19 protein-coding genes are annotated in these 22,406 nt (G+C 72.4%); 12 read left to right on the top strand and 7 right to left on the bottom strand.

Annotated features, from left to right (window positions below):
- Positions 1-12: 12 nt before the first annotated feature.
- Positions 13-669 (bottom strand): Maf family protein, encoded by a 657-nt coding sequence (locus tag QM641_RS00985; protein WP_415112626.1) that lies wholly within the window; start codon positions 667-669, stop codon positions 13-15.
- A 151-nt stretch (positions 670-820) separates the two neighbouring features.
- Between QM641_RS00985 and QM641_RS00990 the strand changes: the two genes are divergently transcribed.
- The 4 genes from QM641_RS00990 to QM641_RS01005 are packed head-to-tail and all read left to right on the top strand — an operon-like array spanning position 821 to position 5,063.
- Positions 821-2,116 (top strand): class I SAM-dependent RNA methyltransferase, encoded by a 1,296-nt coding sequence (locus QM641_RS00990; protein WP_415112540.1) that lies wholly within the window; start codon positions 821-823, stop codon positions 2,114-2,116.
- 4 nt (positions 2,117-2,120) lie between these two features.
- Positions 2,121-2,777 (top strand): response regulator, encoded by a 657-nt coding sequence (locus QM641_RS00995; protein WP_415112542.1) that lies wholly within the window; start codon positions 2,121-2,123, stop codon positions 2,775-2,777.
- Positions 2,767-4,008 (top strand): sensor histidine kinase, encoded by a 1,242-nt coding sequence (locus QM641_RS01000; protein WP_415112544.1) that lies wholly within the window; start codon positions 2,767-2,769, stop codon positions 4,006-4,008. The genes QM641_RS00995 and QM641_RS01000 overlap by 11 nt, the downstream gene beginning before the upstream one ends.
- Positions 4,005-5,063, top strand: a complete 1,059-nt coding sequence (locus tag QM641_RS01005) for a hypothetical protein (RefSeq protein ID WP_415112546.1) — start codon at positions 4,005-4,007, stop codon at positions 5,061-5,063. Before QM641_RS01000 ends, QM641_RS01005 begins: the two co-directional genes overlap by 4 nt.
- Positions 5,064-5,314: 251 nt before the next feature.
- Here QM641_RS01005 and QM641_RS01010 read toward each other — a convergent pair whose 3' ends face one another.
- Together QM641_RS01010 and QM641_RS01015 are read right to left on the bottom strand one after the other, a co-directional pair.
- Positions 5,315-5,569 (bottom strand): acyl-CoA carboxylase subunit epsilon, encoded by a 255-nt coding sequence (locus QM641_RS01010; protein WP_415112548.1) that lies wholly within the window; start codon positions 5,567-5,569, stop codon positions 5,315-5,317.
- Positions 5,566-7,155, bottom strand: a complete 1,590-nt coding sequence (locus QM641_RS01015; RefSeq protein ID WP_415112550.1) for an acyl-CoA carboxylase subunit beta — start codon at positions 7,153-7,155, stop codon at positions 5,566-5,568. The genes QM641_RS01010 and QM641_RS01015 overlap by 4 nt, the downstream gene beginning before the upstream one ends.
- 102 nt (positions 7,156-7,257) lie before the next feature.
- Between QM641_RS01015 and QM641_RS01020 the strand changes: the two genes are divergently transcribed.
- From QM641_RS01020 to QM641_RS01050, 7 genes are all read left to right on the top strand, one after another.
- Positions 7,258-8,073: a biotin--[acetyl-CoA-carboxylase] ligase gene (locus tag QM641_RS01020; protein WP_415112552.1), complete on the top strand. Its 816-nt coding sequence runs from the start codon at positions 7,258-7,260 to the stop codon at positions 8,071-8,073.
- 51 nt (positions 8,074-8,124) lie between these two features.
- Positions 8,125-8,694: a PH domain-containing protein gene (locus QM641_RS01025; protein ID WP_415112554.1), complete on the top strand. Its 570-nt coding sequence runs from the start codon at positions 8,125-8,127 to the stop codon at positions 8,692-8,694.
- A 57-nt stretch (positions 8,695-8,751) separates the two neighbouring features.
- Positions 8,752-9,879, top strand: coding sequence for a 5-(carboxyamino)imidazole ribonucleotide synthase (locus QM641_RS01030; RefSeq protein ID WP_415112556.1), 1,128 nt, complete (start codon positions 8,752-8,754; stop codon positions 9,877-9,879).
- A gap of 107 nt (positions 9,880-9,986) precedes the next feature.
- Positions 9,987-10,454 (top strand): 5-(carboxyamino)imidazole ribonucleotide mutase, encoded by a 468-nt coding sequence (gene purE, locus QM641_RS01035; RefSeq protein ID WP_415112628.1) that lies wholly within the window; start codon positions 9,987-9,989, stop codon positions 10,452-10,454.
- A complete protein-coding gene (locus tag QM641_RS01040; protein WP_415112558.1) occupies positions 10,451-11,890 on the top strand; it encodes an LCP family protein in 1,440 nt (479 codons plus the stop codon). Before purE ends, QM641_RS01040 begins: the two co-directional genes overlap by 4 nt.
- A 3-nt stretch (positions 11,891-11,893) precedes the next feature.
- Complete coding sequence (locus QM641_RS01045) at positions 11,894-12,982, top strand: glycosyltransferase (protein ID WP_415112560.1); 1,089 nt, start codon at positions 11,894-11,896, stop codon at positions 12,980-12,982.
- Between the two features lie 174 nt (positions 12,983-13,156).
- The gene (locus QM641_RS01050) at positions 13,157-15,313 is read left to right on the top strand and encodes a hypothetical protein (protein ID WP_415112562.1); all 2,157 of its coding nucleotides are present in this window, start codon (positions 13,157-13,159) and stop codon (positions 15,311-15,313) included.
- A gap of 4 nt (positions 15,314-15,317) precedes the next feature.
- On the opposite strand, the gene rfbD is transcribed toward QM641_RS01050, so the two are convergent.
- From rfbD to QM641_RS01065, 3 genes are read right to left on the bottom strand one after another with little or no spacing between them, the layout of a single operon-like run.
- Positions 15,318-16,730, bottom strand: a complete 1,413-nt coding sequence (gene rfbD / locus QM641_RS01055; RefSeq protein WP_415112565.1) for a dTDP-4-dehydrorhamnose reductase — start codon at positions 16,728-16,730, stop codon at positions 15,318-15,320.
- A gap of 1 nt (position 16,731) precedes the next feature.
- On the bottom strand, positions 16,732-17,730 hold the full coding sequence (gene rfbB / locus QM641_RS01060; RefSeq protein ID WP_415112567.1) for a dTDP-glucose 4,6-dehydratase: 999 nt from the start codon (positions 17,728-17,730) through the stop codon (positions 16,732-16,734).
- A gap of 44 nt (positions 17,731-17,774) precedes the next feature.
- Complete coding sequence (locus QM641_RS01065; protein WP_415112569.1) at positions 17,775-18,941, bottom strand: glycosyltransferase family 2 protein; 1,167 nt, start codon at positions 18,939-18,941, stop codon at positions 17,775-17,777.
- 176 nt (positions 18,942-19,117) lie between these two features.
- Between QM641_RS01065 and QM641_RS01070 the strand changes: the two genes are divergently transcribed.
- A complete protein-coding gene (locus tag QM641_RS01070; RefSeq protein WP_415112571.1) occupies positions 19,118-21,082 on the top strand; it encodes a glycosyltransferase family 4 protein in 1,965 nt (654 codons plus the stop codon).
- On the opposite strand, the gene QM641_RS01075 is transcribed toward QM641_RS01070, so the two are convergent.
- Positions 21,032-22,402: a glycosyltransferase gene (locus QM641_RS01075; protein ID WP_415112573.1), complete on the bottom strand. Its 1,371-nt coding sequence runs from the start codon at positions 22,400-22,402 to the stop codon at positions 21,032-21,034. The genes QM641_RS01070 and QM641_RS01075 overlap by 51 nt on opposite strands.
- Positions 22,403-22,406: the final 4 nt, after the last annotated feature.

A 22,406-nucleotide genomic window follows, 5' to 3' on the forward strand; every position in this document is an offset into this window, starting at 1 on the left:
ATGTGCGGACGTCTATGAAGCAGGCCGCCGGTGCCACAGGTCGGTCCAGGGCACGCCGAGCCGGCCGGTCAGCCGCCGCACCGTCGACAGCGACATGCCGACCACCGTGGACGGGTCGCCCTCGACGCGGTCGATGAACGGCCCGCCGAGACTGTCGATCGTGAAGGCCCCCGCCACGTGCAGCGGCTCGCCGGTGGCGACATAGGCGTCCAGCTCGGCCTCGGAGAGATCGGCGACGAAGGAGACCGACGCCTCGGCGACGGCGTGCGCCTCGCGCGGCGCATCTCCCGGGGCGATGCGGATGAGGCTGTGACCGGAGTGCAGGATGCCGGTGCGCCCCCGCATCGCGTGCCATCGGGCCCTGGCGACCTCCGGCCGGTGCGGCTTGCCCAGCACCTCCCCGTCGAGCTCGAACATCGAGTCGCCGCCGAGGACGAGACCGTCGAACCCGGGGTCCTCGGCGCGCAGCGTCGCCGCCACGTCGGCGGCCTTGCGCCGCGCGAGCAGGAGCACGTGCTCGGCGGGGGTCAGCGTGCGGCGCTCGTGGGCCTCGACGGTCGCGACCACGGCGTCCTCGTCGACCTCGGGGGCCCGCACGAGCGGCTCGATGCCGGCCCGGCGCAGCAGCATGAGCCGGGCGGGGGAGGTCGAGGCGAGGCACAGGCGCACGGCATCCACGCTAGCTGCTGTGTCCCCGCTGGGTGCTGCTGTGGTTGGGCGCCCTTGCAGAAATGCGTCGCCAACAGGAGGCAGCAGGGGGCAAAGGAGGCAGGAGCGGCTGGGCGCGGCAGGGTGCAGTGGGGTGTGCGAGGCTCGAGGGATGGATGCCGGCGCGCTCATCGACCTGGAGATCACCGACATCGCCCACGGCGGCGTCTTCGTCGGGCGCGTGGCGGGGCGCGTCGTGTTCGTCCCCGACGCGATCCCCGGCGAACGCGTGCGCGTGCGCCTCACCGACACCGCCAAGGCCTCGCTCTGGCGCGGCGAGGTGGTGGACGTGCTCGATGCCTCGCCGCACCGGCAGCGGCACGTATGGCCCGCGGCCGACGTCGACGTGCCGCCCGAGCGGCGCCCCGGCGGCGCCGATCTCGGGCACGTCGTGCTCGAGCATCAGCGGGTGCTGAAGGCGCGCGTCGTCGAAGATGCGCTCCGGCGGATCGGCGGTCTCGACCTCCCGGTAACGATCGAGCCGGCCCATCCCCCCGCCGCAGCAGAGCACGCCACGGCGGGCGAGAGCCCCGACGGGACCGGCTGGCGCACCCGGGTGGGGCTGCACGTCGACGCCGAGGGCCGCATCGGCCCCTACGCGGCCCGAAGTCACCGCGTGATCGAGGTCGACGCGCTGCCGCTGGCGACGACCGCGATCGAGCGCGCCGCGCTGACCCGGCGCTCCGCCCCGCCCGGCCGCCTCGACCTCGTCCAGCCCGCCGACGGCCGGGTGCGCGTGATCGCCCGGCCCGACGCGCCCCGCGGCCGCCGGCCGCCGGTCGACCCGGCCGCGCGCGAGCCGGTGATCGAACGGGTGGGCGCGCGCTCGTTCCGGGTCGATGCCGGCGGCTTCTGGCAGGTGCACCGGCTGGCGGCGGCGACGCTGACGGATGCCGTCGCCGACGCCCTGCGCGCCGCCGGCGGCGTCGACCCCGACGCATGGCACCTGGACCTGTACGGCGGGGTGGGGCTGCTCGCCGCGTCGGTCGCCGCGCTGGGCGGCCCCGCCAGCCGCGTGACGAGCGTGGAGTCCGATCCGCGCGCGACCGAGCACGCCGGCGAGAACCTGGCCGAGTGGGTCGGCGCGCGCGCCGAGACCGGTCGCGTGGACCGCTGGCTGGCGAGGCAGGAGGCGACGGCATCCGCTGCGCGCCGTGCGCAGCTGCGGCGCGGTGCGGTCGTGCTCGACCCGCCGCGCGCCGGCGCCGGTCGCGAGGTGGTCGACTCGCTCGCGCGGCTGGGTCCGGCCGCCGTCGTGTACGTCGCCTGCGACCCGGCCGCCCTCGCCCGCGATCTCGCGACGTTCCGGGCGCACGGCTACGAGGCGGCCGGTGTGCGCGCCATCGACCTGTTCCCGAACTCGCATCACGTCGAGGCGGTGGTGGGATTGACGCGCTCGGTAGGCTGAGACCATGACGAGGGTGGCGTTGATCGACGACCACGAGTCCGTGCGGCTCGGGTTGGAGGCCGCCTGCGCGCGCACCACCACCAAGCAGATCGTCTTCTCGGGCAGCACCGTCGCCGAGTATCTCAACTGGCGGGCCTTCGCGGCGGTGCCGCCGGCCGACGTGGTCGTGCTCGATCTGACCCTCGGCGACGGCACGACCGTCACCGAGAACGTGTCGCGCCTGGTGCGGGACGGCTCCTCGGTCATCATTCACAGCGTCGCGGACCGGCCCGCCGCCGTGCGGGAGGCGCTCGTGGCGGGCGCGGCCGGCGTGGTCAGCAAGTCCTCCCGCATCGACGACGTGATCGAGGCCATCGCCACGGTGGCCCGCGGCGACTCCCTCGACAACGTGGAATGGGCCAACGCCATCGAGGGGGACCGCGCCTTCGCGAGCGCCCAGCTGTCCGCGCGCGAGCGCGACGTGCTTCGGCTGTATGCCGCGGGTCTGCCGCTGAAGGTCGTCGCCGACCGGCTCGGCATCGCCTACTCCACCGCGAAGGAGAACATCACGCGCGTGCGCGTCAAATACGTCGAGGTCGGACGCCCCGCCCCGACCAAGGTGGACCTGCTCCGTCGCGCGATGGAGGACGGGCTGGTCACCGAGGGATCCGGTGGCGACTGAGACGTCCACTCCCGTGTACCGGGATGTGCGACGACCCGCCGCGCTGGGCGTGCCGGGCGCGGAGACCTTCACGCGCGCGCGGGTCGAGCGCATCGTCATCATCACCGTCGGATTCGGCTGCTCGGCGCTGGGCACGCAGGCCTTCCTGAACGCGCTCACGTCGAGTCAGGAGGACCCCGGCTGGCGCATGGTGCTGCTGCTGACCATCTTCGTGCCGCTCGCGGTGATGATCGTCGGGTGCATCGCCGGCATCCGTGCGCGCCTGCTCGCCGCGATGTTCGCGGTCGTGTACCCGGCCGCGATCCTGTTGTGGCCGCTGGCGACGGCCGGCCGCAGCGAGCACGCGGCGGGAGCGCCGTGGATCTGGTACCTCATCAACGTGGCGACGGTCGCTGCGGTGGTGGCCTTCCCCCTGCCGCTGCAGCTGCTGTGGGGCGCCCTGGTGCCGGTGCTCTACGGCGGCGTGCGATTGGCCCAGGACGGCGTCGGCACGACCGGCGACAGCCTCGTACGCGTCGGCTTGGACGTCGCGTTCGCCATGATCCTCGCCTACGTGCTGCTGACGATCGCCTGGATGCTGCGCTCGGTCTCGGTCGGCATCGACGACGCCCGCGCGGTCGCGGTGCGCTCCTACGCCGAGGCCGCCACGGCGGACGCGATCGAGAAGGAGCGCGTGGCCGTGGCCGCGCTCATGCACGACAGCGTGCTGGCCGCCCTCATCGCCGCCGAGCGTGCGACCACGCCGCGCGAGCGCGCGCTGGCCGTGTCGATGGCGCGTGAGGCTCTGACCCGCCTCGCGAACGCCGACCGCGACTCGGGGGAGGGCTCCGACGCGCCCGTGGACCCCGCAGTGGTCGCGGATGAGCTCGACGCCGCCGCGGCAGAGTTCCGCGTCGGGGTGAACGCCGAGCGGTCGATCGCCCCCGACGCGCCGTCGGTGCCGGGCCGGGCGGCGAAGGCGCTCGTGCTCGCGGCGACGCAGGCGATCGCCAACGCCGTCCAGCACGCCGGCGCGGTCGGCCTGCGGTTGCGGGTGGAGGCGGACGCGGCGGGCGTGACGATCCGCATCAGCGACAACGGGGACGGGTTCGACCTCGACGAGATGGCCGACGACCGTCTCGGCATCCGGGCCTCGATCTTCGCGCGGATGACCGCGGTCGCCGGACGCGCCGAGATCGACAGCGGTGTGAACGGCACCGTCGTGACTCTCTCCTGGGAGCATCCGCGATGAGGGTCTCGGTGCGTGCCGTCCTGTCCGTCCTCGGCGTCGCTTTCACGGCGTACCTCGCTGCCGGAGGGCTGGCCTGGCGCGGCATGGCGGTGGTCGATCCGCTGCTGCTGATCGCGATGGCGTGCATCTATCTGGCGACGGCCTGGCTGTGCATCTTCTGGCACGCCCGCCCGTCGGCCACCGACTCGGCATCCGTGCTCACCGCGGGTCTGGGGCGTCATTCGGTGCTGCCGGGCTGGGCGGCGGCTGTCGCGCTGATCGTGACGGCGGTCATCCCGAGCGTGACGTGGTACGCGGCCGGCCCGGACGCGCGGCTGGAGCCGTTCGCGACCTGGAGCCTGGGGGGCCTGTCCGCCCTGATGGCGATCGTCATGGTGCGCCGCCGCCCCTGGGTGGCCTGGAGCGGGGTCGTGCTGCTGACCGTCGCGGGGACCGTGTGGATCGGGCTCGTCAACGCGCTCTCGCTGGGCGCGGTCGGCGCCGTGGTCTGGGTCGGTGTCGCGCAGCTGGTCACGATGCTCGTCGACCGCGCCGCGCGCGACACCGCGGAGCTGACCGAGGTGCAGCGCCACGCCTCCGAGTGGCTCGCCTCGCAGGAGGGACGGCGCCGCGAGCGTCGCGTGCAGGTGTGGCGCGCGCTGACGGTCGCGGGACCGGTGCTGGCGCGCACGATCGAGACCGGCGGAGAGCTCGACGACGAGGAGCGGATGCAGGCCCGCCTGGCGGAAGGGAGCCTGCGCGACGAGCTGCGCGGGCGGGGACTGCTCGACGACGACGTGCGTCGCCGGCTGGAGTCGGCCCGCCGCCGCGGCGCGAGCGTGACGGTGCTGGACGAGGGCGGCCTCGACGGACTCGACGAGCATGCCGTGCAGGAGATCCGCGCCGAGCTCGCGCGCACGCTCGACCAGGCCCACTCCGACCGCCTGTACATCCGCACGTCGCCGCACGAGGGGATCGCCGTCACGGTGGTCGGCCGCTCGCGCCCCGACGACGACGCCGACGGCGAGGAGAGCGTCGACCTGTGGCACGAGATCGCCCGCCCGCAGACGGACTGAGCGATCCCGTGCACCCGGACGGCATCCCTGACATGCAGTCCCGGGTGAGGACGGGGCGAGGGGCGGCTTGCGCCGCCCCTCGCCGTGCGAGCCGGTTACCCGAAAACCGACTCGCGGGGCCGGCCGCGCTTGAGAAAGCGGCAGGCCGACCGAACGCAGCAGCGTTCCAGCACTCCTAGACTGCCAGTCCGCGAAGGATTCGTCTGTAGGTATTTCGGGGGACAGCCGCGCGGCTGTCGTCGGCGACGCCGTCAGCCGCCGAACCGGCCCCAGCCGAGCTCCCGCGCCAGCGGTGCGCGCAGCGGCCGCGCGGACAGCTGCCACGCGGAACGGCGCGGGCGGTCGTCGGCGACGGCGGCGGCGACCTCGAGGGCGTACGACTCGGTGACCACGGCGATGACGGCGGCGAGCTCCTCCGCGGTGGGGTCGCCGCGCAGGACGTCGATGCGCAGCGCTTGCTCGGCCGCGCCGTCGTGGCCGTCGGCGACGGTCTCCCCCCGGGTCATAGGGGGATGTTACCGTGCTTCTTCGCCGGCAGCGTGGCCCGCTTCCCCCGCAGAGCCCGCAGTGCCTTGGCGACGTAGACGCGGGTCTGAGCCGGCTCGATGATGGCGTCGAGCTCGCCGCGCTCGGCGGCCAGGAACGGCGACGCCACGTTGTACAGGTACTCGTTCGCCAGGCGCGTGCGCACCGCCGCGATGTCCTCGCCCGCCTCCTCGGCTTTGCGGATCTCGCCGCGGTACAGGATGTTGACGGCGCCCTGCCCGCCCATGACGGCGATCTCCGCCGTGGGCCACGCGAGATTGACGTCGGCGCCCAGCTGCTTGGAGCCCATCACGATGTACGCGCCGCCGTAGGCCTTCCGCAGGATCACGGTCACCAACGGCACGGTCGCCTCGGCATAGGCGTAGAGCAGCTTCGCGCCGCGGCGGATGACGCCGGTCCACTCCTGGTCGGTGCCGGGCAGGTATCCCGGCACGTCTACGAGCGTCACGATCGGGATCGAGAACGCGTCGCAGAACCGCACGAACCGGGACGCCTTCTCGCCGGCGTCGATGTTCAGCGTGCCCGCCATCTGCGAGGGCTGGTTCGCGATGATCCCCACCGAGCGGCCCTCGACCCGGCCGAAGCCGATGACGATGTTCGGGGCGAACAGCGGCTGCACCTCGAGGAAGTCGCCGTCGTCGACGACGTGCTCGATGACCTGGTGGATGTCGTAGGGCTGGTTGGGGGAGTCGGGGATCACGGTGTTGAGGAAGCGGTCGGCATCCGTCGTCTCGAACTCGAACACGCCCTCGTAGGCGGGCAGGTCCGACATGTTGTTGTCGGGGAGGTAGCCGAGCAGCGTGCGCGCGTAGTCGATCGCGTCGTCCTCGTCCTCGGCGAGATAGTGCGCGACGCCCGAGCGCGTGTTGTGCGTGTAGGCGCCGCCGAGCTCCTCCATGCCGACGTCCTCGCCGGTGACCGTCTTGATGACGTCGGGGCCGGTGACGAACATCTGGCTGGTCTTGTCGACCATGACCACGAAGTCGGTCAGGGCGGGGGAGTACACCGCGCCGCCCGCGGCGGGGCCCATGATGATCGAGATCTGCGGGATGACGCCGGATGCCGCGGTGTTGAGGCGGAAGATCTCGCCGTACTTGCCGAGGGCCACCACGCCCTCCTGGATGCGCGCGCCGCCGGAGTCGAGGATGCCGACGATCGGCACCCCGTTGCGCATCGCGAACTCCATGATCTTGATGATCTTCTCGCCGGCGACCTCACCCAGCGACCCGCCGAAGGTCGTGAAGTCCTGCGCATAGACGCACACGACGCGGCCGTGGATCCGACCGACGCCGGTGACCACCGAGTCGCCGTACGGCCGGGAGCGGTCCATGCCGAAGGCGGTCGTGCGGTGTCGCACGTACTCGTCCAGCTCGACGAACGATCCGGGGTCGACGAGCAGCTCGACCCGCTCCCGAGCGGTCAGCTTTCCCTTGGCGTGCTGCTTGTCCCGGGCCTTGGCCTCGGCGTCGAGGACCGCCTCCTGATAGCGCGCGCGGAGGTCGGCGATCTTGCCGGCGGTCGTGGACAGGTCGGGCTCATCGGTCACGCGTTCCACCCTAGCGAGCGGTCCCGCGGCGACGAATGCGACCCGCGACAAGGAGAGACGGCATCCGCTGTCGCCTTCGAACGGGCGCGTATCGTGGCGGACATGTCGTTTCCCCCGCAGGGGTACCCGCTCGCCGCCGCGGCGACCCCGAGCCTGCACCTGGTCGAGACCGCCGACTCCACGAACGCGCTGCTCCTGCGCGCCGCCGCCGCCGACCCCGACCGCCACCCGCACCTGGCGGTCGTGCTCACGCGCGATCAGCGGGCCGGACGCGGACGCCACGGCCGCACCTGGACGGCGCCGCCGGACACCGCGCTCGCGGTGTCCGTGCTGCTGCGGGTCGAGGCCGTGCCCGTGTCCGCGCGGGGCTGGATCCCGCTGAGCGCCGGCATCGCGATGTGCCGCGCCGTGGCGGCCCAGCTGCCCGCGTACGACGTCGTGCTCAAGTGGCCCAACGACGTGCTCGTGGCCGCCGAAGCGGGCGGGGGGCGGCCCGGGGCGGCCGGGGGCAAGATCTGCGGCATCCTCGCCGAGGTCGACCCGGTCGACCCGCACACGGTCGTCGTCGGAGCCGGCGTGAACACGCGGATGCCGGCGGTCGAGCTGCCGGTGGCCACCGCCACGTCGTTCCTGGTCCTCGGCGTCGTCGCCGACGAGGACCGTCTGCTCGCCGACTTCCTGACCGGATTGCGCGACCGCATCGCCGCCCTCGCGGTCGCCGGCGGCGCCCCCGCGTCGCTGCGTGCGGAGCTGGAGGAGCTGTGCGCGACCATCGGCGCGGAGGTCGCCGTCTCGCTCCCCGACGGCACGACCCTCCGGGGCCGCGCGGTCGCGCTCGACGAGGGCGGCCGGCTCGTCGTCGAGGCGGACGGGGTCCGCACCGTCGTCGGGGCGGGAGACGTCGTCCACGTGCGCTGACCCGGGCGTGCCGGGCGGCGGTTCGTCGCACCCCCGCGGCACAATAGGGGGGTGACCCCGCAGACCGCGCCGCTCGGGCGCCTCCCCGCCCCGGGGACCTCGACGAGCGAGCTGCGCGTGGCGCGATTGCGCTCGAACGCGCGTCGGCTGCTGTGGTCGGTCCTCGTGCTGATGGCGGTGTCGGCCGCGGTCGGCTATCTCACCGGCAACCTTCCCGCCCCGTTCGCCGACTGGATGCTGTGGGCCGCGGCGACGGTGATCGTGCTGGTGCTCGTGGTCATCCCCTACCTGCGCTGGGCGGCGCACACGTACACGATCACCACGCGTCGCGTGATCGAGCAGCGCGGACTCCTGGTCCGGCGCCGCGTCGAGCTGACGCACCTGCGCGGCTACACGATCACAGAGCGGCGTGGACCGCTGCAGCGGCTCTGGCGCAGCGGCACCCTGGTGCTGTCCGACGGCGTGGACGCACCGCTGCGACTCGTCGACGTGCCCTCGGTCGCCCTGGTGCACGAAGTGCTCGCCGACCAGGTCGAGGTGAGCCAGATCATCGCCCACCGCGACTCGCAGGCGATCCCCCTTTCGCCGCAGGCTCCGCCCGCGGACCCCCCGCAGTCCTGAGCCGGTGCGCCGGCCGGCGCGGAGTGGGCGAAGATGGTCGGGGACGGAAGGAGAGCCATGTCGGTCAAGGTCGGAGTCGTCGGGGGCGGACAGCTGGCGCGCATGATGATCGCCCCGGCGGTCGAGATCGGCATCGAGCTCAGCGTGCTCGCCGAGGAGCCCGACATGGCCGCGGGGCTCGCCGCGACCGCCGTGGGGGACTATCGCGACGCGCAGACCGTGCTGGATTTCGCGCGCGGAGTCGACGTCGTGACCTTCGATCACGAGCACGTGCCGCAGGATGTGCTCGCCGCCCTGGTCGCGGCCGGCGTGGCCGTGCATCCGGGGCCGGGGCCGCTCGCCTTCGCGCAGGACAAGCTGCGCATGCGCGAACGGCTGGAGGCGCTCGGGATGCCGCAGCCGGAGTGGGCGGCGGTCGCCGACGCCGCGCAGCTGCAGGCGTTTCTCGATGCCCACGGCGGCCGCGCGGTCGTGAAGACGCCGCGCGGCGGCTACGACGGCAAAGGCGTGCGCGTGGTCCGCGCGGCGGCGGAGGCCGCGGACTGGCTGGGCGCGCTCGGCGAGGGCGACCGGCTGCTCGTCGAAGAGCTCGTCGACTTCGTGCGAGAGCTCGCCCAGCAGGTCGCGCGCCGTCCGTCCGGTGAGCTGCGCGCCTATCCGGTCGTGGAGACCGTGCAGCGGGGAGGGGTCTGCGCCGAGGTGATCGCCCCCGCTCCGCACGCCCGCGAGCGCCTCCCGGAGGTCGCCGCCGGGATCGGCTCCGCGATCGCCGAGGGGCTGGGGGTCACCGGGATGCTCGCGGTGGAGCTGTTCGAGACGACCGACGACCGGCTGCTGGTCAACGAGCTCGCGATGCGCCCGCACAACAGCGGGCACTGGAGCCAGGAGGGGGCGATCACCGGTCAGTTCGAGCAGCACCTGCGCGCGGTGCTCGACCTCCCGCTCGGCGACCCTTCGCCGCGGGCCCCGTGGTCGGTCATGGTCAACATCCTGGGCGGGCCGACCGAGGATGCGCTCACCGACCGGTTGCCGCGCGTGTTCGCCGAGCATCCCGCCGTCAAGGTGCACACCTACGGCAAGGCTCCCCGGCCGGGCCGCAAGGTGGGTCACGTCAACGCCACCGGCGACGACCTCGACGCGGTCGTGTACGAGGCCCGGGCCGCGGCGGCCCTGTTCGCCGACTGAGCCGTCGGACGCCGCGCCGTTGCGGGGTTCTCACAGTCGCGCGCCGTAGCCTTGATCGGGTGAACCGGCCGCTGCACTCCTCCCCCCGGCCGCTGGTCGGCGTGGTCATGGGCTCCGACTCCGACTGGCGCGTGATGAGCGATGCCGCGCAGGTGCTCGCCGACTTCTCGATCCCGCACGAGGTGGAGGTCGTCTCGGCGCACCGCACGCCCGACAAGCTCGTGCGCTACGGGCGCGAGGCGCGGGCACGGGGGCTCAAGGTCATCGTCGCCGGCGCCGGGGGCGCGGCGCACCTGCCCGGCATGCTCGCCTCGGTCACGGCGCTTCCGGTGATCGGGGTGCCGGTGCCGCTGGCGACGCTCGACGGCCTCGACTCGCTGCTGAGCATCGTGCAGATGCCCGGCGGCATCCCGGTGGCGACGGTCTCGATCGGCGGCGCGAAGAACGCGGGGCTGCTCGCGGCCCGCATCCTGGGCACCTCCGATGACCGGCTCGCCGACCGTGTGGAGCAGTACGCGCGCGCACTCGAAGCCGAGGTGGAGGAGAAGAACCGCCGCCTCAAGGAGTCCCTGTGAGCGTGGCGAGCCCGCCGCGGTCCGCCCCGGCGCGCGGTGCGGCCGGGAGCCTCGCGCCGCAGCGGCCCCTGCGTCGCCCGGACTCCTCGTCCCCCGAGGTGATGACCCGCCGTGCGTGGTGGCTGGTCGCCCTCAACCTGCTCCTTCCCGGGTCGGCGCAGGTGCTCGCAGGCAACCGGCGGCTCGGCCGGATCGGGCTGGTCTCGACGCTCGCGCTGTGGGGGGTCGCCGTGGTGGGCCTGGTGCTGTGGCTCGTGTGGCGCGCGCCGCTGCTGACGGTGGCCACGAGCTCGCTCGCGCTGCTGGCGGCCCAGGTGCTGCTGATCGCCTACGCGGTGCTGTGGGCGGTGCTCACGTTCGACACCCTGCGACTGGCCCGCCTGGTCAAGGCGCGGCGTGGCGCACGGCTGCCGATCGCGATCGTGGCGATCGCGGGGCTGGTGCTCTCCGGCGGAGGTGCCGTGTACGCGTCTCAACTGGCCGGCGTCTCCCGTGACACTCTCGGCTCGATCTTCGGGCTGGGCGGGCCGAGCGTGCCGCCCTCCGACGGCTACTACAACATCCTGCTGCTGGGCGCCGACAGCGGCGAGGGCCGGGACTCGATGCGCTTCGACAGCATCTCGGTCGTGTCCGTCAACGCCGACTCCGGCGCCGTCACGATCACCGGCATCCCGCGCGACATGCCGGAGTTCCCCTTCGCGCCCGGGCCGATGCAGGAGCTCTACCCCGACGTGCACGAGGGGCACGTGGACGAGGAGTGCGGCTGGAGCAGCGGCATCAACCAGCTGCGGACCGAGGTCGAGGTCTGCCGCGACGGCGATGCGCTGTACCCGGATGCCGCGGCCAACGGCTCCAGCCCCGGGGTGGAGGCGACCAAGGACGCCGCCGAGGGCATCCTCGGCATCGAGATCCCGTACTACGTCTTCATCGACATGCAGGGCTTCGCGGCGCTGATCGACGCCCTGGGCGGTGTGGACATCACCGTCGAGGAGCGGCTCCCGATGGGCGGCGGCCCCACCTATGACGGCGAACCGGCGGAGGACTGGGCGATCGGCTGGATCGAGCCGGGCGCCCAGCACATGAACGGTGACACCGCGCAGTGGTACGCGCGCTCGCGCTACACCACGAGCGACTTCGACCGCATGAAACGCCAGCGTCAGCTGCAGGAGGCGATCCTCGCGCAGTTCACGCCGTCGAACGTGCTCACGCGCTTCAACGAGGTGGCCGCGGCGGGCACGGCGCTCGTGGAGACCGACATCCCCCAGTCGATGCTCGGCTACTTCGTCGACCTCGGGCTCAAGGCGAAGGAGCAGCCGGTATCCACCATCGAGCTGACCCCCGAGGGCGGCATCGACGAGTTCGACCCCGACTACGCCTACATCCGCGAGCTGATCCAGACGACGCTCCATCCGCCCACCGCCGAGCCCGAGGGCTGAGCCGTGCCCGTGACGCTGAGGGTCGTCCTCGACCAGCCCGCACCGCCGGCCGGTCCGCTCGCGGAGGCCGCGCGCGAGCTCGCTCGCGCGCTCGTGCGCAGCGCCCCGTCGGGGTGCGAGGTCGCCGCGATCGTCCCCGCGGGCGGTGCCGAGGTGGACGACGTGCCGGGTCTCGCGGAGGTCGTGAAGGCCCCGCTGGCACGGCGCGAGCTCGTCGCCGCGTGGCAGCTGGGCGTGGCGACGGGAATCGGCGGCGGGCTGATCCACTCGCCCACCCTCGCCGCCCCGCTCGTGCGCCACGACCGGGTGCACGACCACGACCAGACCGTCGTGACGATGTGGGACCTCACGCCGTGGGAGGCGCCCGAGACGCTGTCGCGGACGAGCCTGCTGTGGCACAAGGGGCTGCTCAAGCGCATCGTGCGGCACGCCGACGCGGTCGTGGTGCCCACCCACGCGCACGCCGCGACGTTGCGGGAGCTCACGAGCCTCGGCGAGCGGGTGCGGGTGATCGCGGGCGCGGCCCCGGACGGGTTCGCCGCCCCCGGCGACGAGGTCGGCAGGCGTCGTGCACTGGGGGCTCCGGAGGGAGCGGTCGTGATCTCCGCCGAGGCCGGTGCGGGCCTCGACCTCGCCTTCGCGGCGTTCGCGCGCGCCGGTGAGGGCCGCGTCCTCGAGGTCCTCGACGCCCCGGACGACGCCGAGGCGGGCTTGCGCGAGCGTGCGACAGCCGCGGGAGCGGACCCGCAGCACGTGCACGTGCGGGGGAGCCTGGAGGCCGGCGACCGCGCCGCGGTGCTGGCGTCGGCGGCCGCGGTGCTCGTGCCGTCGCCGCGGACGGACTACCCGTGGCTCGCGCTGGACGCGCTCGCTCTGGGCGTCCCGGTGGTCGCGGCCGACTCCGAGGTGCATCGCGAGGTGCTGCTCGACGGGGGCGTGCTGGTGGCGCCGGATGCCGAGGGGCTGGCCGCAGGGCTCGTCCAGGCGTGGGCGGACAGCGCGCGGCTCGCGGTGCTCGCCGCCGATCGCGGCCGGGCGTTCTCGTGGGACGGTGCGGCCGAGCGGGTGTGGCACCTGCACGCGGAGCTCTGAGGTCCGCACCCGGGAGCCGGCGTCGCGACGAGGTCGCGAGTGGCTGGACAGCGCCGTGGCGGCCGTCGCCCGCGGCATCCGACCCGTCGATTCATGAGAGCTTTCTCACGGCGTGTCGCTCCAGTAACTTTCGCAACATTGGTGTATTTGCTTAACTTCCGCAACACTGGTCGGATGGAACCCCGACGAGAGCATCCCCTTCGCGCGCGCCGACACATCGCGCTGCAGGTCTTCGCCGCCGTGACGGCACTGCTGATCTCCCTCGCCGTCGCCCCCGCAGCCGACGCCGCGCCGACGGTCGACACGACCCGCGTGAAGACGGCCGACCTCAGCCAGTTCAAGCCGGGGAACATCGTCTCCGACGCGGTGTTCTACAACTCCTCGACCATGTCGGAGAGCGATATCCAGACGTTCCTGAACTCGAAGGTCTCCAGCTGCCGGTCCGGCTACACGTGCCTGAAGGACAAGACGGACACCACCCGCTCGATCGCCGCCGACGCGATGTGCAGCGCCTACTCGGGCGGCGGCACGGAGTCGGCGGCGCGCATCATCGCCAAGGTGGCCCGGGCGTGCGGCATCAACCCGCAGGTGCTCATCGTGATGCTCCAGAAGGAGCAGGGACTGGTCACCGACACGTGGCCCACCACGGGCCAGTATCGTGCCGCGATGGGGCAGGGGTGCCCGGACACCGCGGCGTGCGATGCGGAGTACTACGGCTTCTTCAACCAGGTGCACGGCGCCGCGTGGCAGCTCAAGCGCTACGAGAACCCGACCGGCACCAGCAAGTTCTTCACGTGGTACGCCCCGGGCAAGACCTGGAACGTGCAGTACCACCCGAACAGCGCGTGCGGCTCCGCGCCGGTCTACATCGAGAACAAGGCCACCGCCGCGCTCTACTACTACACCCCCTATCAGCCGAACAGCGCCGCGCTGGCCGCCGGATACGGCCTCGGCGACAGCTGCTCGGCCTACGGCAACCGCAACTTCTTCCAATACTTCACGGACTGGTTCGGCTCCACCCAGGTGTCCTCGTCCGCGTCGGGCCTGCTGTCGGCCGTGGGGCCGGACATCTACCTCGTCTCGGGCGGGGTGCACTACCACATCACGGCGGCGGACTGGCCGGCGTACCGGGCCGCCCTCGGCGACCCCGCTCAGGTGTCCGCGGAGTGGCTGGGCACGTTCGCCGACGGCGGCGACGCCACCCGTTTCCTCCGCGACTCCGCGAAGCTGACGGTGTCCTACCTCGACGGCGGGAAGCTGCACCGGTTCGCCACCTGCGACCTCGTCGCCCAGTGGGGCGGGTCCTGCGACCGGCTCACGTCGCTCAGCGGCACGGACTTCGCGCGGATCGGGACGGGTGCCGAGATGACGCAGTTCGCCCGCGTCAGCACGGGCGGACTGATCTACCGGATCGCCTCCGGCACGCTCACGCCCTACGCCGACGACGCGGCGGCCGCGGCGGCCAACGGAGGCACCGTCCCGTACGCCGCGGTGATGTCCGCCGCCGCCGTGGCGAGGTACACCGTGGCGCGGGTCTCGTTCGCGCCGGGAGTCTTCGTGAGCGCGGGCGACGATCCCCGCGTGTGGCTGCCGACCGCGGACGGGCGCCTGCTCTACCTGCCGAGCTGGACGCTCGCCTCAGACCTCGGGCTGGCCCAGTCCGCACGGCGGGTCTCATCCGCAGCGCTGACCGGGTACCGCCAGGCCGGCTCGATCTCGGCGATCGTCAGTTGCGGCGGGCAGGGCTACCTCGCCGTGCGCGGCACGCTGGTCGCCGCTGCCGTCGACGGCGACTTCGGTCAGGTCGACCTGGGTGCGGAGAACTGCGCCGTGCTGAAGAAGGACACGACCCAGCCGAAGGCTCCGCTGTTCGTGAGCGTCGACGGGGCGACGGCCGTGTACCACGCCACCGGCGGCGTGCTGCGGCACGTGGCGACGACGGCGCAGCTGAGCCAGCTCGCCGGGGGCGGGACCGCGCGCATCGTGCGCATCCCGAAGGCCACCTTCGCCCGCTTCACGGTGGGGCAGCCGTACCTGTTGACCGGCGAGCTGGTGAAGTCGCCGAGCTCGGCCCGCGTGTACCTGTACGACGGCACCCGTCTGCTGTATGTGCCGAGCTTCGCGGTCGTCGAAGCGCTCGGGCTGTCGACGGCGGTGCGCACCGTCCCCGACCTGACGGTACCGTCGGGCGTCACCAATCTGAGCGCGACCGTGGGCTGCAACGGCGTCACCTACACCGCACGCAGCGGAACGCTTCGCGCGGCCGGCACCGCCACCGGCCGCGTCGACCTGTCTCCTGCGCTGTGCGGGCTGCTCAGGATCGCGGGGTGAGCGCTCAGTCGCGCGCGAGGTAGGCGCCCAGCGCCGTCCCGACGTCGGCGGGCTCGAAGCCCGCGGCGCGGATGCGGGCGAGCTCGAGCACGCTGTTGCGGGGGCGCGGGGCGACGGGGCCGGATGCCGCGGCGAAGTACTCGTCGGTGGAGACGCCGGTCACGCGCGCCGGGTCGTGCCCGGTGCGCGAGAACACCGCGCGGGCGATGTCGGCCCACGAGGCCGGCTCGCCCGCCCCGGTGAGGTTGTACACGCCGTGCGGGGCCGCGGTCTCCAGCAGGTGACGGATGCCGCGTGCCAGATCGTCCGTGAACGTCAGCCGGCCGACCTGGTCGTCGACGACCTTCGGGTCGACGCCGCGCTCGGCGAGCGCGGCCATGGTGCGGACGAAGTTCTTGCCCTCGCCGATGACCCACGACGTGCGCACGATGTAGTGCCGGGGGACGGTCGCGACGAGCGCGTCGCCGGCGGCCTTCGTCTGCCCGTACACGCCGAGGGGCGAAACCGGGTCGTCCTCGGTGTAGGGCCGGTCGGCGGTGCCGTCGAACACATAGTCGCTGGAGACGTGGACGAGCGTGATGCCGTGCGCGGTCGCGATGCGGGCCAGCGCGGCTGTCGCGGCGACGTTGGCGGTCCAGGCATCCGTCCTCCCCTCCGCCGTCTCGGCGAGGTCGACGGCGGTGTAGGCGGCGGCGTTGACGATCGCGCCGTAGTCGCGCCAGCGCCGTGCGGTCTCCAGCTCCGGCGAGGTGAGGTCGAGCTCATCGCGCGTCGCGTACTCGACGTGCGCGGCCTCGCCCAGCTCCGCGCGCAGGGCCCGGCCCAGCTGCCCGTTCGCCCCGAGCACGAGGGTCTTGGCAGGGCTCATCGGGACGACATCGGCCAGCCGCGGGTGGGCGAGGTCCTTCGCCGAGATCTCGACGTCGGCGAGCGGGATCGGCCACTCGATCGCGGCGGTCTCGTCGGCGAGGTTCAGGAACGTGTACGAGGCCGTCGGCGACCAGTGGTCGTTCACGAGGTAGGTGTACGCCGTGTCGGGCTCGAGGGTCTGGTACGAGTTGCCGACCCCGCGCGGCACGAAGATCGCGCGCGAGGGATCGATCTCGGCGGTGAAGACGGCGCCGAAGGTCGGACCCTCGCGCAGGTCGACCCACGCGCCGAAGATGCGGCCGGTGGCCACCGAGACCCACTTGTCCCACGGCTCGGCGTGGATGCCGCGCGTGGTGCCGACCGCGTCGTTGAAGGAGATGTTGTTCTGCACCGGGCCGAAGTCCGCCAGCCCCAGCGCGGTCATCTTCTCGCGCTGCCAGTTCTCCTTGAACCAGCCGCGGTTGTCCCCGTGCACCGGCAGCTCCCACAGGACGAGTCCCGGGATGCCGGTCTCGATCGGCTGCAGCGGCTTGCCGAACGTCGTCACTTCACTGCCCCTTCGACGCGTAGAAGGCCTCGGTGGCGTCCTTCGCCGGCGCCCACCAGTCCTCGTTCGCGCGGTACCAGTCGATCGTGGCGGCAAGGCCCGCCTCGAAGTCGCGGTAGCGCGGCTGCCAGCCGAGCTCGGTGCGCAGCTTCGTGGAGTCGATCGCGTAGCGCAGGTCGTGCCCGGCCCGGTCGGTGACGTGGTCGTAGGCGTCGGCATCCTGGCCCATGAGGGTGAGGATCAGCTCGACGACGTCCTTGTTGTTCTTCTCGCCGTCGGCGCCGATGAGGTACGTCTCACCCAGCTCGCCCCGATCGAGGATCGTCAGCACGGCCGAGGAGTGGTCGTCGGCGTGGATCCAGTCGCGCACGTTCTCGCCCGCGCCGTACAGCTTCGGGCGGATGCCGCGGACGACGTTCGTGATCTGGCGGGGGATGAACTTCTCCACGTGCTGGTACGGCCCGTAGTTGTTCGAGCAGTTCGAGATCGTCGCCCGCACGCCGAAGGAGCGCACCCACGCGCGCACGAGCAGGTCGCTGCCGGCCTTGGTCGACGAGTACGGGCTCGACGGGTTGTAGGGCGTCGACTCGGTGAACCGCTCCGGGTCGTCGAGCTCGAGGTCGCCGTAGACCTCGTCGGTGGAGATGTGGTGCAGGCGCGTATCGTGGCGGCGCGCGGCCTCCAGCAGCGTGTAGGTGCCGACGATGTTGGTGTCCAGGAACGGACGCGGGTCGTTCAGGCTGTTGTCGTTGTGCGATTCGGCGGCGTAGTGGACGACGGCATCCGCCTCGCGGAACAGGTCGTCGACGAGCGCCGCGTCGGCGATATCGCCCCGCACGAAGGCGAACCGGTCCTCGGGCAGTCCCCGCAGCGAGGCGAGATTCCCCGCGTAGGTGAGCTTGTCGAGCACCGTGACGTGGTCGTCGGTGTGGTCGATCACATGGTGGACGAAGTTGGAGCCGATGAAGCCGGCCCCTCCGGTCACGAGCAGTCTGCGCATCAGGCCAGCGTACCCGGCGGGCGCCGGCTCTTCCCCTCGCCGCGCTACCGGAAGAGGCGTCGGCGCACCCGGTCGACACCGCTTCTGAGCCGGTGATCCAGCGTGCGCTCCAGCTCGATGCGGTGCTGTGCGCGCAGCTCCTCCAGCTCATCGGCGCACGCGCGGCGTGCGGTCTCCGACTCGGCGTTGTCTGCGCGCAGGCGCGCGATCAGCGCGTCGAGCTCCGCCACGTGGCGAAGGCGGAAGTCGAGGTCGTCCGCCGCCTGACGCCGCGCGGCCTCCACGGACTGCAGGCGCTGCTCCAGGGGCGCGAGGCGTCGCATCAGCTGCCGATCGGCCTGCGCCTCGGACTCCGGGATCTCCTCGTCGGCCACCGGCGAGGAGATCCGGTCGGCGATCCGGCGATCCTCGACGAACCAGCCGTTGGCGAGCCCCTCGGCGAGCTGCTCGGGGGAGGGGTGCCGCGCCACGTAGGAGGCGGAGAGCACCCCGTCCTGCAGGCGCCGGTAGTCGCGCATGCCGTGGTGGTTGGCGCTCGGACGCAGGTGTGGAGACGCCTCGTACGCGCGTCCGGCGTTCTCGACCTTGCGGCAGAACTGGCTCCACGAGCGCCATGGGTAGTGGTGGACGACGAGTCCTCGGCCGTCGGGCACGCGCCCGTTGGCGGGGACGCTGACGAAGTGGTTCCCCTGCGCGACCTCCACGGTCTGGTTCGGCACGAAAGCCACGTCGGGAGTGGAGTGGGCGTGGACGCCGAGCCCGGCCATCACGTCGTCCGGTCGCAGGTCCCGGTAGACGAGCCGCTGCAGACCCGTGCCCCGCCGCGCCGGTGCACCCGTCATGTCGATCACCGGAACCTCGAAGGCCCCGATCGCGGGGTCGAGGTCGGCCAGCTCCTCCGCGATGGTCCGCGACGGGTCGACGGCCGACCAGAACTCGTCCGCGTCCGCGTTGAGGACCCATTGCGCGCCGCGCCGCGCCGCTTCACGCGACATCCGGGTGACCACCTCGTGCTGCTGCTTCTCGTGCCGCGGGTCGTGCGCGAGCTCGATCCGGCCGTCGCGCGCGAAGTCCTCGAGGATCCGGGTCGTGCCGTCCACGGAGCCGTTGTCGGTCACCAGGAAGAGGTCGACCCCCTGGTCGAGGTGGTACTGGATCATGGCGCCGACGATGTCCGCTTCGTCGCGCACCATCATCGTCATGGCGATCATTGCAAGAGCTTTCGTTCGAGAGCCGGGCGGAGATCGGGTGGCGCGCGGCATGTCGGCGATCTGCATCAACCATAGACGATTCGCAGAACCTTAACCGGGGCCGGCCACCTAGACTCTGCTCACGACGACACACGCGGCGGGACGAGACGATGCTCAGAAGGAATCTCCGCAGGGCGATGCACGGCGCCGCCCGCATCGTCGACGCCGCGGCGCGTCGGCTCGGCGTCGCGGCGGAGTTCCTCCGGCTCGGCCGCCGCGGCTATCGGCTGCACCAGCACACCCTCCGGGAGGCCCACGCGGTGCGCGGCGCCACGTTCGCGAACAGCGTGACGACGACGTTCACGCCGCAGCGCGCGGACGCCTGGCACCGCGTGCACTGGCGGCACGTCGTCGTGGTGGCCTACGGCGCGCCCGCCGCAGACGTCGGCGCGTGGCTCACGCAGCTGGACGGGCTCATGCACGCCTTCTTCCTGCTCGGACCGGATGTCGCCGCTCGCGCGGGCCGGCTCCCGCGTGAGCATCAGGTCGCCGACGGCACGAACGGCGCCCCCGCGGTCGATGTCGCGGCCGTCCTGACCTGGATGCACCGAGAGCGGCGCCGGTGGGACCTCGTTTTCGTCGACACCACCCACCCGTTGCCCGATCCGGAGGTGATCGTGCGGCTCCAGCACGCGGCCCACGAGTACCACTGGGACGGCGAGATCGGCTTCGTCACACCCGCCTACCGGACGGCCGGGACGATCGCTGCGGGGTATCAGGTGGACCGCCGCACCGGGCAGGTGACCCCGTCGCTGCCCAGCAGCCCCGACTACGGGCAGGTGGGCATCCCGCGCTACGTGCTGCTGGCGGCCGCGCACTGCTTCTACGCCACCTCCAGCGCGATCGACCGCGTCGACGTCGCCGGTCGTCACCTGGCCGGCGCCCCGCTGGACACGCAGGTGGCGCGGCTGGTCCGTCGTGGGTGGGGAGGGAACATCCGCACTCTCTGTCTCAGCTCCGCGGTGGTGCCGGTCGACGTCCTCCCCGAGCCGGAGCTCGAAGGCGAGCAGCGGCGCTGGCTGCTCGAGCGGAAGGCGTCCACGCGAGACGGCGCGTGCCGCATCATCTTCGTGCTGAACGCCACCTCGATCAGCGGTGGCATCCGGATCGTGTTCGAACTGGCCAACGGGCTCGCCCGCAGGGGGTTCGATGTCGAGATCTGGTCGCTGGAGGACACCCCGTCGTGGTTCGACCTGGAGGTCCCGGTCGCCCGCTACCGCACCTACGACGACCTGCTCCTCTCGCTGCGCAACGAGGACGCGATCAAGGTGGCGACGTGGTGGGAGACGGCCGAGATCGTGTGGCTGGCGAGCGTGAGCCACGGCATCCCGGTGTACCTCATCCAGGAGTTCGAGACGTGGTTCTACCCGGATGACGCGGTCGCCCGGGCCGCCGTCGTGGCGAGCTACCGTCGCGAGCTGATCGCCGTCACCGAGGCGAGCTATCAGCGGGCCGAGCTCGCGGCCGTCGGCATGGCGGCCACGCTCATCCCCAACGGCTACGACCCGACGGTGTTCCACGAGCTGGAGGGCTGGCGCCGCGACCAGCACACGGTGCTCGCGCTCGGGCGCTCCTTCTTCCAGAAGAACTTCGAGATGACCGTCCGCGCGTGGCGCTCGCTGGGGGAGCAACGGCCACGGCTGCTGCTGTTCGGAACCGAGCCGGACATCCTCCAGGACGAGAGGGTGGACTACCGGGAGCGACCGCGCGACGCCGAGGTCAACGAGCTCTACAACACCGCCACGGTCTTCGTCCAGACGTCCCGGCACGAGGGCTTCTGCCTGCCCATCCTGGAGGCGATGGCGGCCGGGTGCCCCGTGATCGCCACCGACTCGCACGGGAACCGGGACTTCTGCCGCGACGGCGAGAACTGCATCATCGTCGCGCAGGACGACGACGTGGCGCTCGCCGCCGCGATCCGACGCCTGCTGGGGGACCCCGAGGAACGGGAGCGTCTCGCGCGGGAGGGACTGCGCACGGCTGCGCGCTACCGGTGGCCGCTCGTGCTGGATGCCGTGGCGGAGTTCTACCGCAGCGTGGCTGCGGCCGGCTCAGCGGGCGAGCCGTGCGCGCAGGGCACGGTAGACGCTTCCGAGGGGTGACCGGGAGAGGAGTTCGCGCACCCGGCTGCGCGACGGGACGGCCTCGGACGGGGCGGGAGCGGCGGGGACGGCGCGCGGGGTGAGTCGCGTCCGCCACTGCGCGATAGCGCCGGCCAGCTCGGCCGTGGTCTGCGACCACCGCCAGCTCGGCCTGATGGCCTGGATGCGTTCGCGGACGGCGCGACGGCGCGCGTCGTCGGCCAGCTCGACGATCGCCGCCTTCGTCGCCGCCACGTCGCCGTAGGGGACGACGCATCCGAGGCCCTCTCCCTCGATGTACCCGGCGAACCAGTCGCCTTCCGTCACGATGCTCGGCAGCGAGGCCCAGAAATGGTCCAGGATGCGCGTGCGGAAGGCGTAGCGGGTCTCGAACGACTCCTTGTGCGACGAGATCGCGATGTCGGCGTCGAGCAGGAAATCGGCCCGCCGGTCGGCCGGGACCCAGCCCTCGACGAAGTGCACCCCGGCATCCAGCACGCCCAGCTCCTCGGCGAGAGATCGCGCTCGCTCGACGGTCTTCGGCCGCCCGATGAGCGCGTTCGGGTGCGTCGTGCCGTAGAAGACGAGGTGGACGTCGGGGCGTTCGCGGCGCAGCTCGGCGACCGCACGGATCGGCGTCTCGGCGTCGAACCAGTCCCAGATCCCGCCGGCCCACAGCAGGACGAGGTCGTCGGCGCCGATCCCCATCCGACCGCGGATGCCGTGCTCCTCCGCCTCCGGCTCGCCGTCCTCCATCCCGAACGGCGCGAGCCCGATGAGCTCGGCGACGTGCCTGCCGTCGAGATCGCTCGGGAGCAGTCCGTCCGCGGACATCAGGTAGCCGATCCAGAAGTCGCGCTGACGCTCGTTCGACGTGACGAAGTAGCTGCCGGCGCGCATGCAGAAGCGGAAGAACGAGAGCACCCCGCGGAAGACGTCGTCCATCTCGGGCTGGGTGTCGAAGCCGCCGATGCGCTCGGCTCCGACGGCCTCGGCGGGCAGGACGTTGTAGAGGTCGAAGACGAACCGGCAGCCCGCCTCCGCCCCGCGCCGGACGACCTCCTCGTCGATGAGCTGGCAGAAGGCGATGTCGTTGTGCGACACGAGCGCGATCAGCTCGTCCCGGTCGCGGTAGGGGGCGACCGAGAACCCGCGGTCGCGCAGGGTCTCGGTGTCGCTTCCCTCGATGCCGACGGCGAGGGTGACGTCGGCGACCGCGGCGAGCTGCTCGGCGATCTTGACGAACCGCAGCCCCGGGCCCGCCATGCGCGCGCCCACGACATCGGCCGCGATGATGATGAGCCGCGGACGCGGGGTCGCATCCGGAGTTGTCGCTACCATGGAG

Origin of the sequence: Microbacterium sp., assembly GCF_047605725.1 — a bacterium.
In the GTDB taxonomy this organism is placed as follows: Bacteria; Actinomycetota; Actinomycetes; order Actinomycetales; family Microbacteriaceae; genus Microbacterium.

Coding starts and splice junctions, on each gene's coding strand:
- QM641_RS00990 (WP_415112540.1), top strand. CDS start 821: ATGGATGCCGGCGCGCTCATCGACCTGGAGATCACCGACATCGCCCAC.
- QM641_RS00995 (WP_415112542.1), top strand. CDS start 2,121: ATGACGAGGGTGGCGTTGATCGACGACCACGAGTCCGTGCGGCTCGGG.
- QM641_RS01005 (WP_415112546.1), top strand. CDS start 4,005: ATGAGGGTCTCGGTGCGTGCCGTCCTGTCCGTCCTCGGCGTCGCTTTC.
- QM641_RS01010 (WP_415112548.1), bottom strand. CDS start 5,569: ATGACCCGGGGGGAGACCGTCGCCGACGGCCACGACGGCGCGGCCGAG.
- QM641_RS01020 (WP_415112552.1), top strand. CDS start 7,258: ATGTCGTTTCCCCCGCAGGGGTACCCGCTCGCCGCCGCGGCGACCCCG.
- QM641_RS01030 (WP_415112556.1), top strand. CDS start 8,752: ATGTCGGTCAAGGTCGGAGTCGTCGGGGGCGGACAGCTGGCGCGCATG.
- purE (WP_415112628.1), top strand. CDS start 9,987: ATGGGCTCCGACTCCGACTGGCGCGTGATGAGCGATGCCGCGCAGGTG.
- QM641_RS01050 (WP_415112562.1), top strand. CDS start 13,157: ATGGAACCCCGACGAGAGCATCCCCTTCGCGCGCGCCGACACATCGCG.
- rfbB (WP_415112567.1), bottom strand. CDS start 17,730: ATGCGCAGACTGCTCGTGACCGGAGGGGCCGGCTTCATCGGCTCCAAC.
- QM641_RS01065 (WP_415112569.1), bottom strand. CDS start 18,941: ATGATCGCCATGACGATGATGGTGCGCGACGAAGCGGACATCGTCGGC.
- QM641_RS01070 (WP_415112571.1), top strand. CDS start 19,118: ATGCACGGCGCCGCCCGCATCGTCGACGCCGCGGCGCGTCGGCTCGGC.
- QM641_RS01075 (WP_415112573.1), bottom strand. CDS start 22,402: ATGGTAGCGACAACTCCGGATGCGACCCCGCGTCCGCGGCTCATCATC.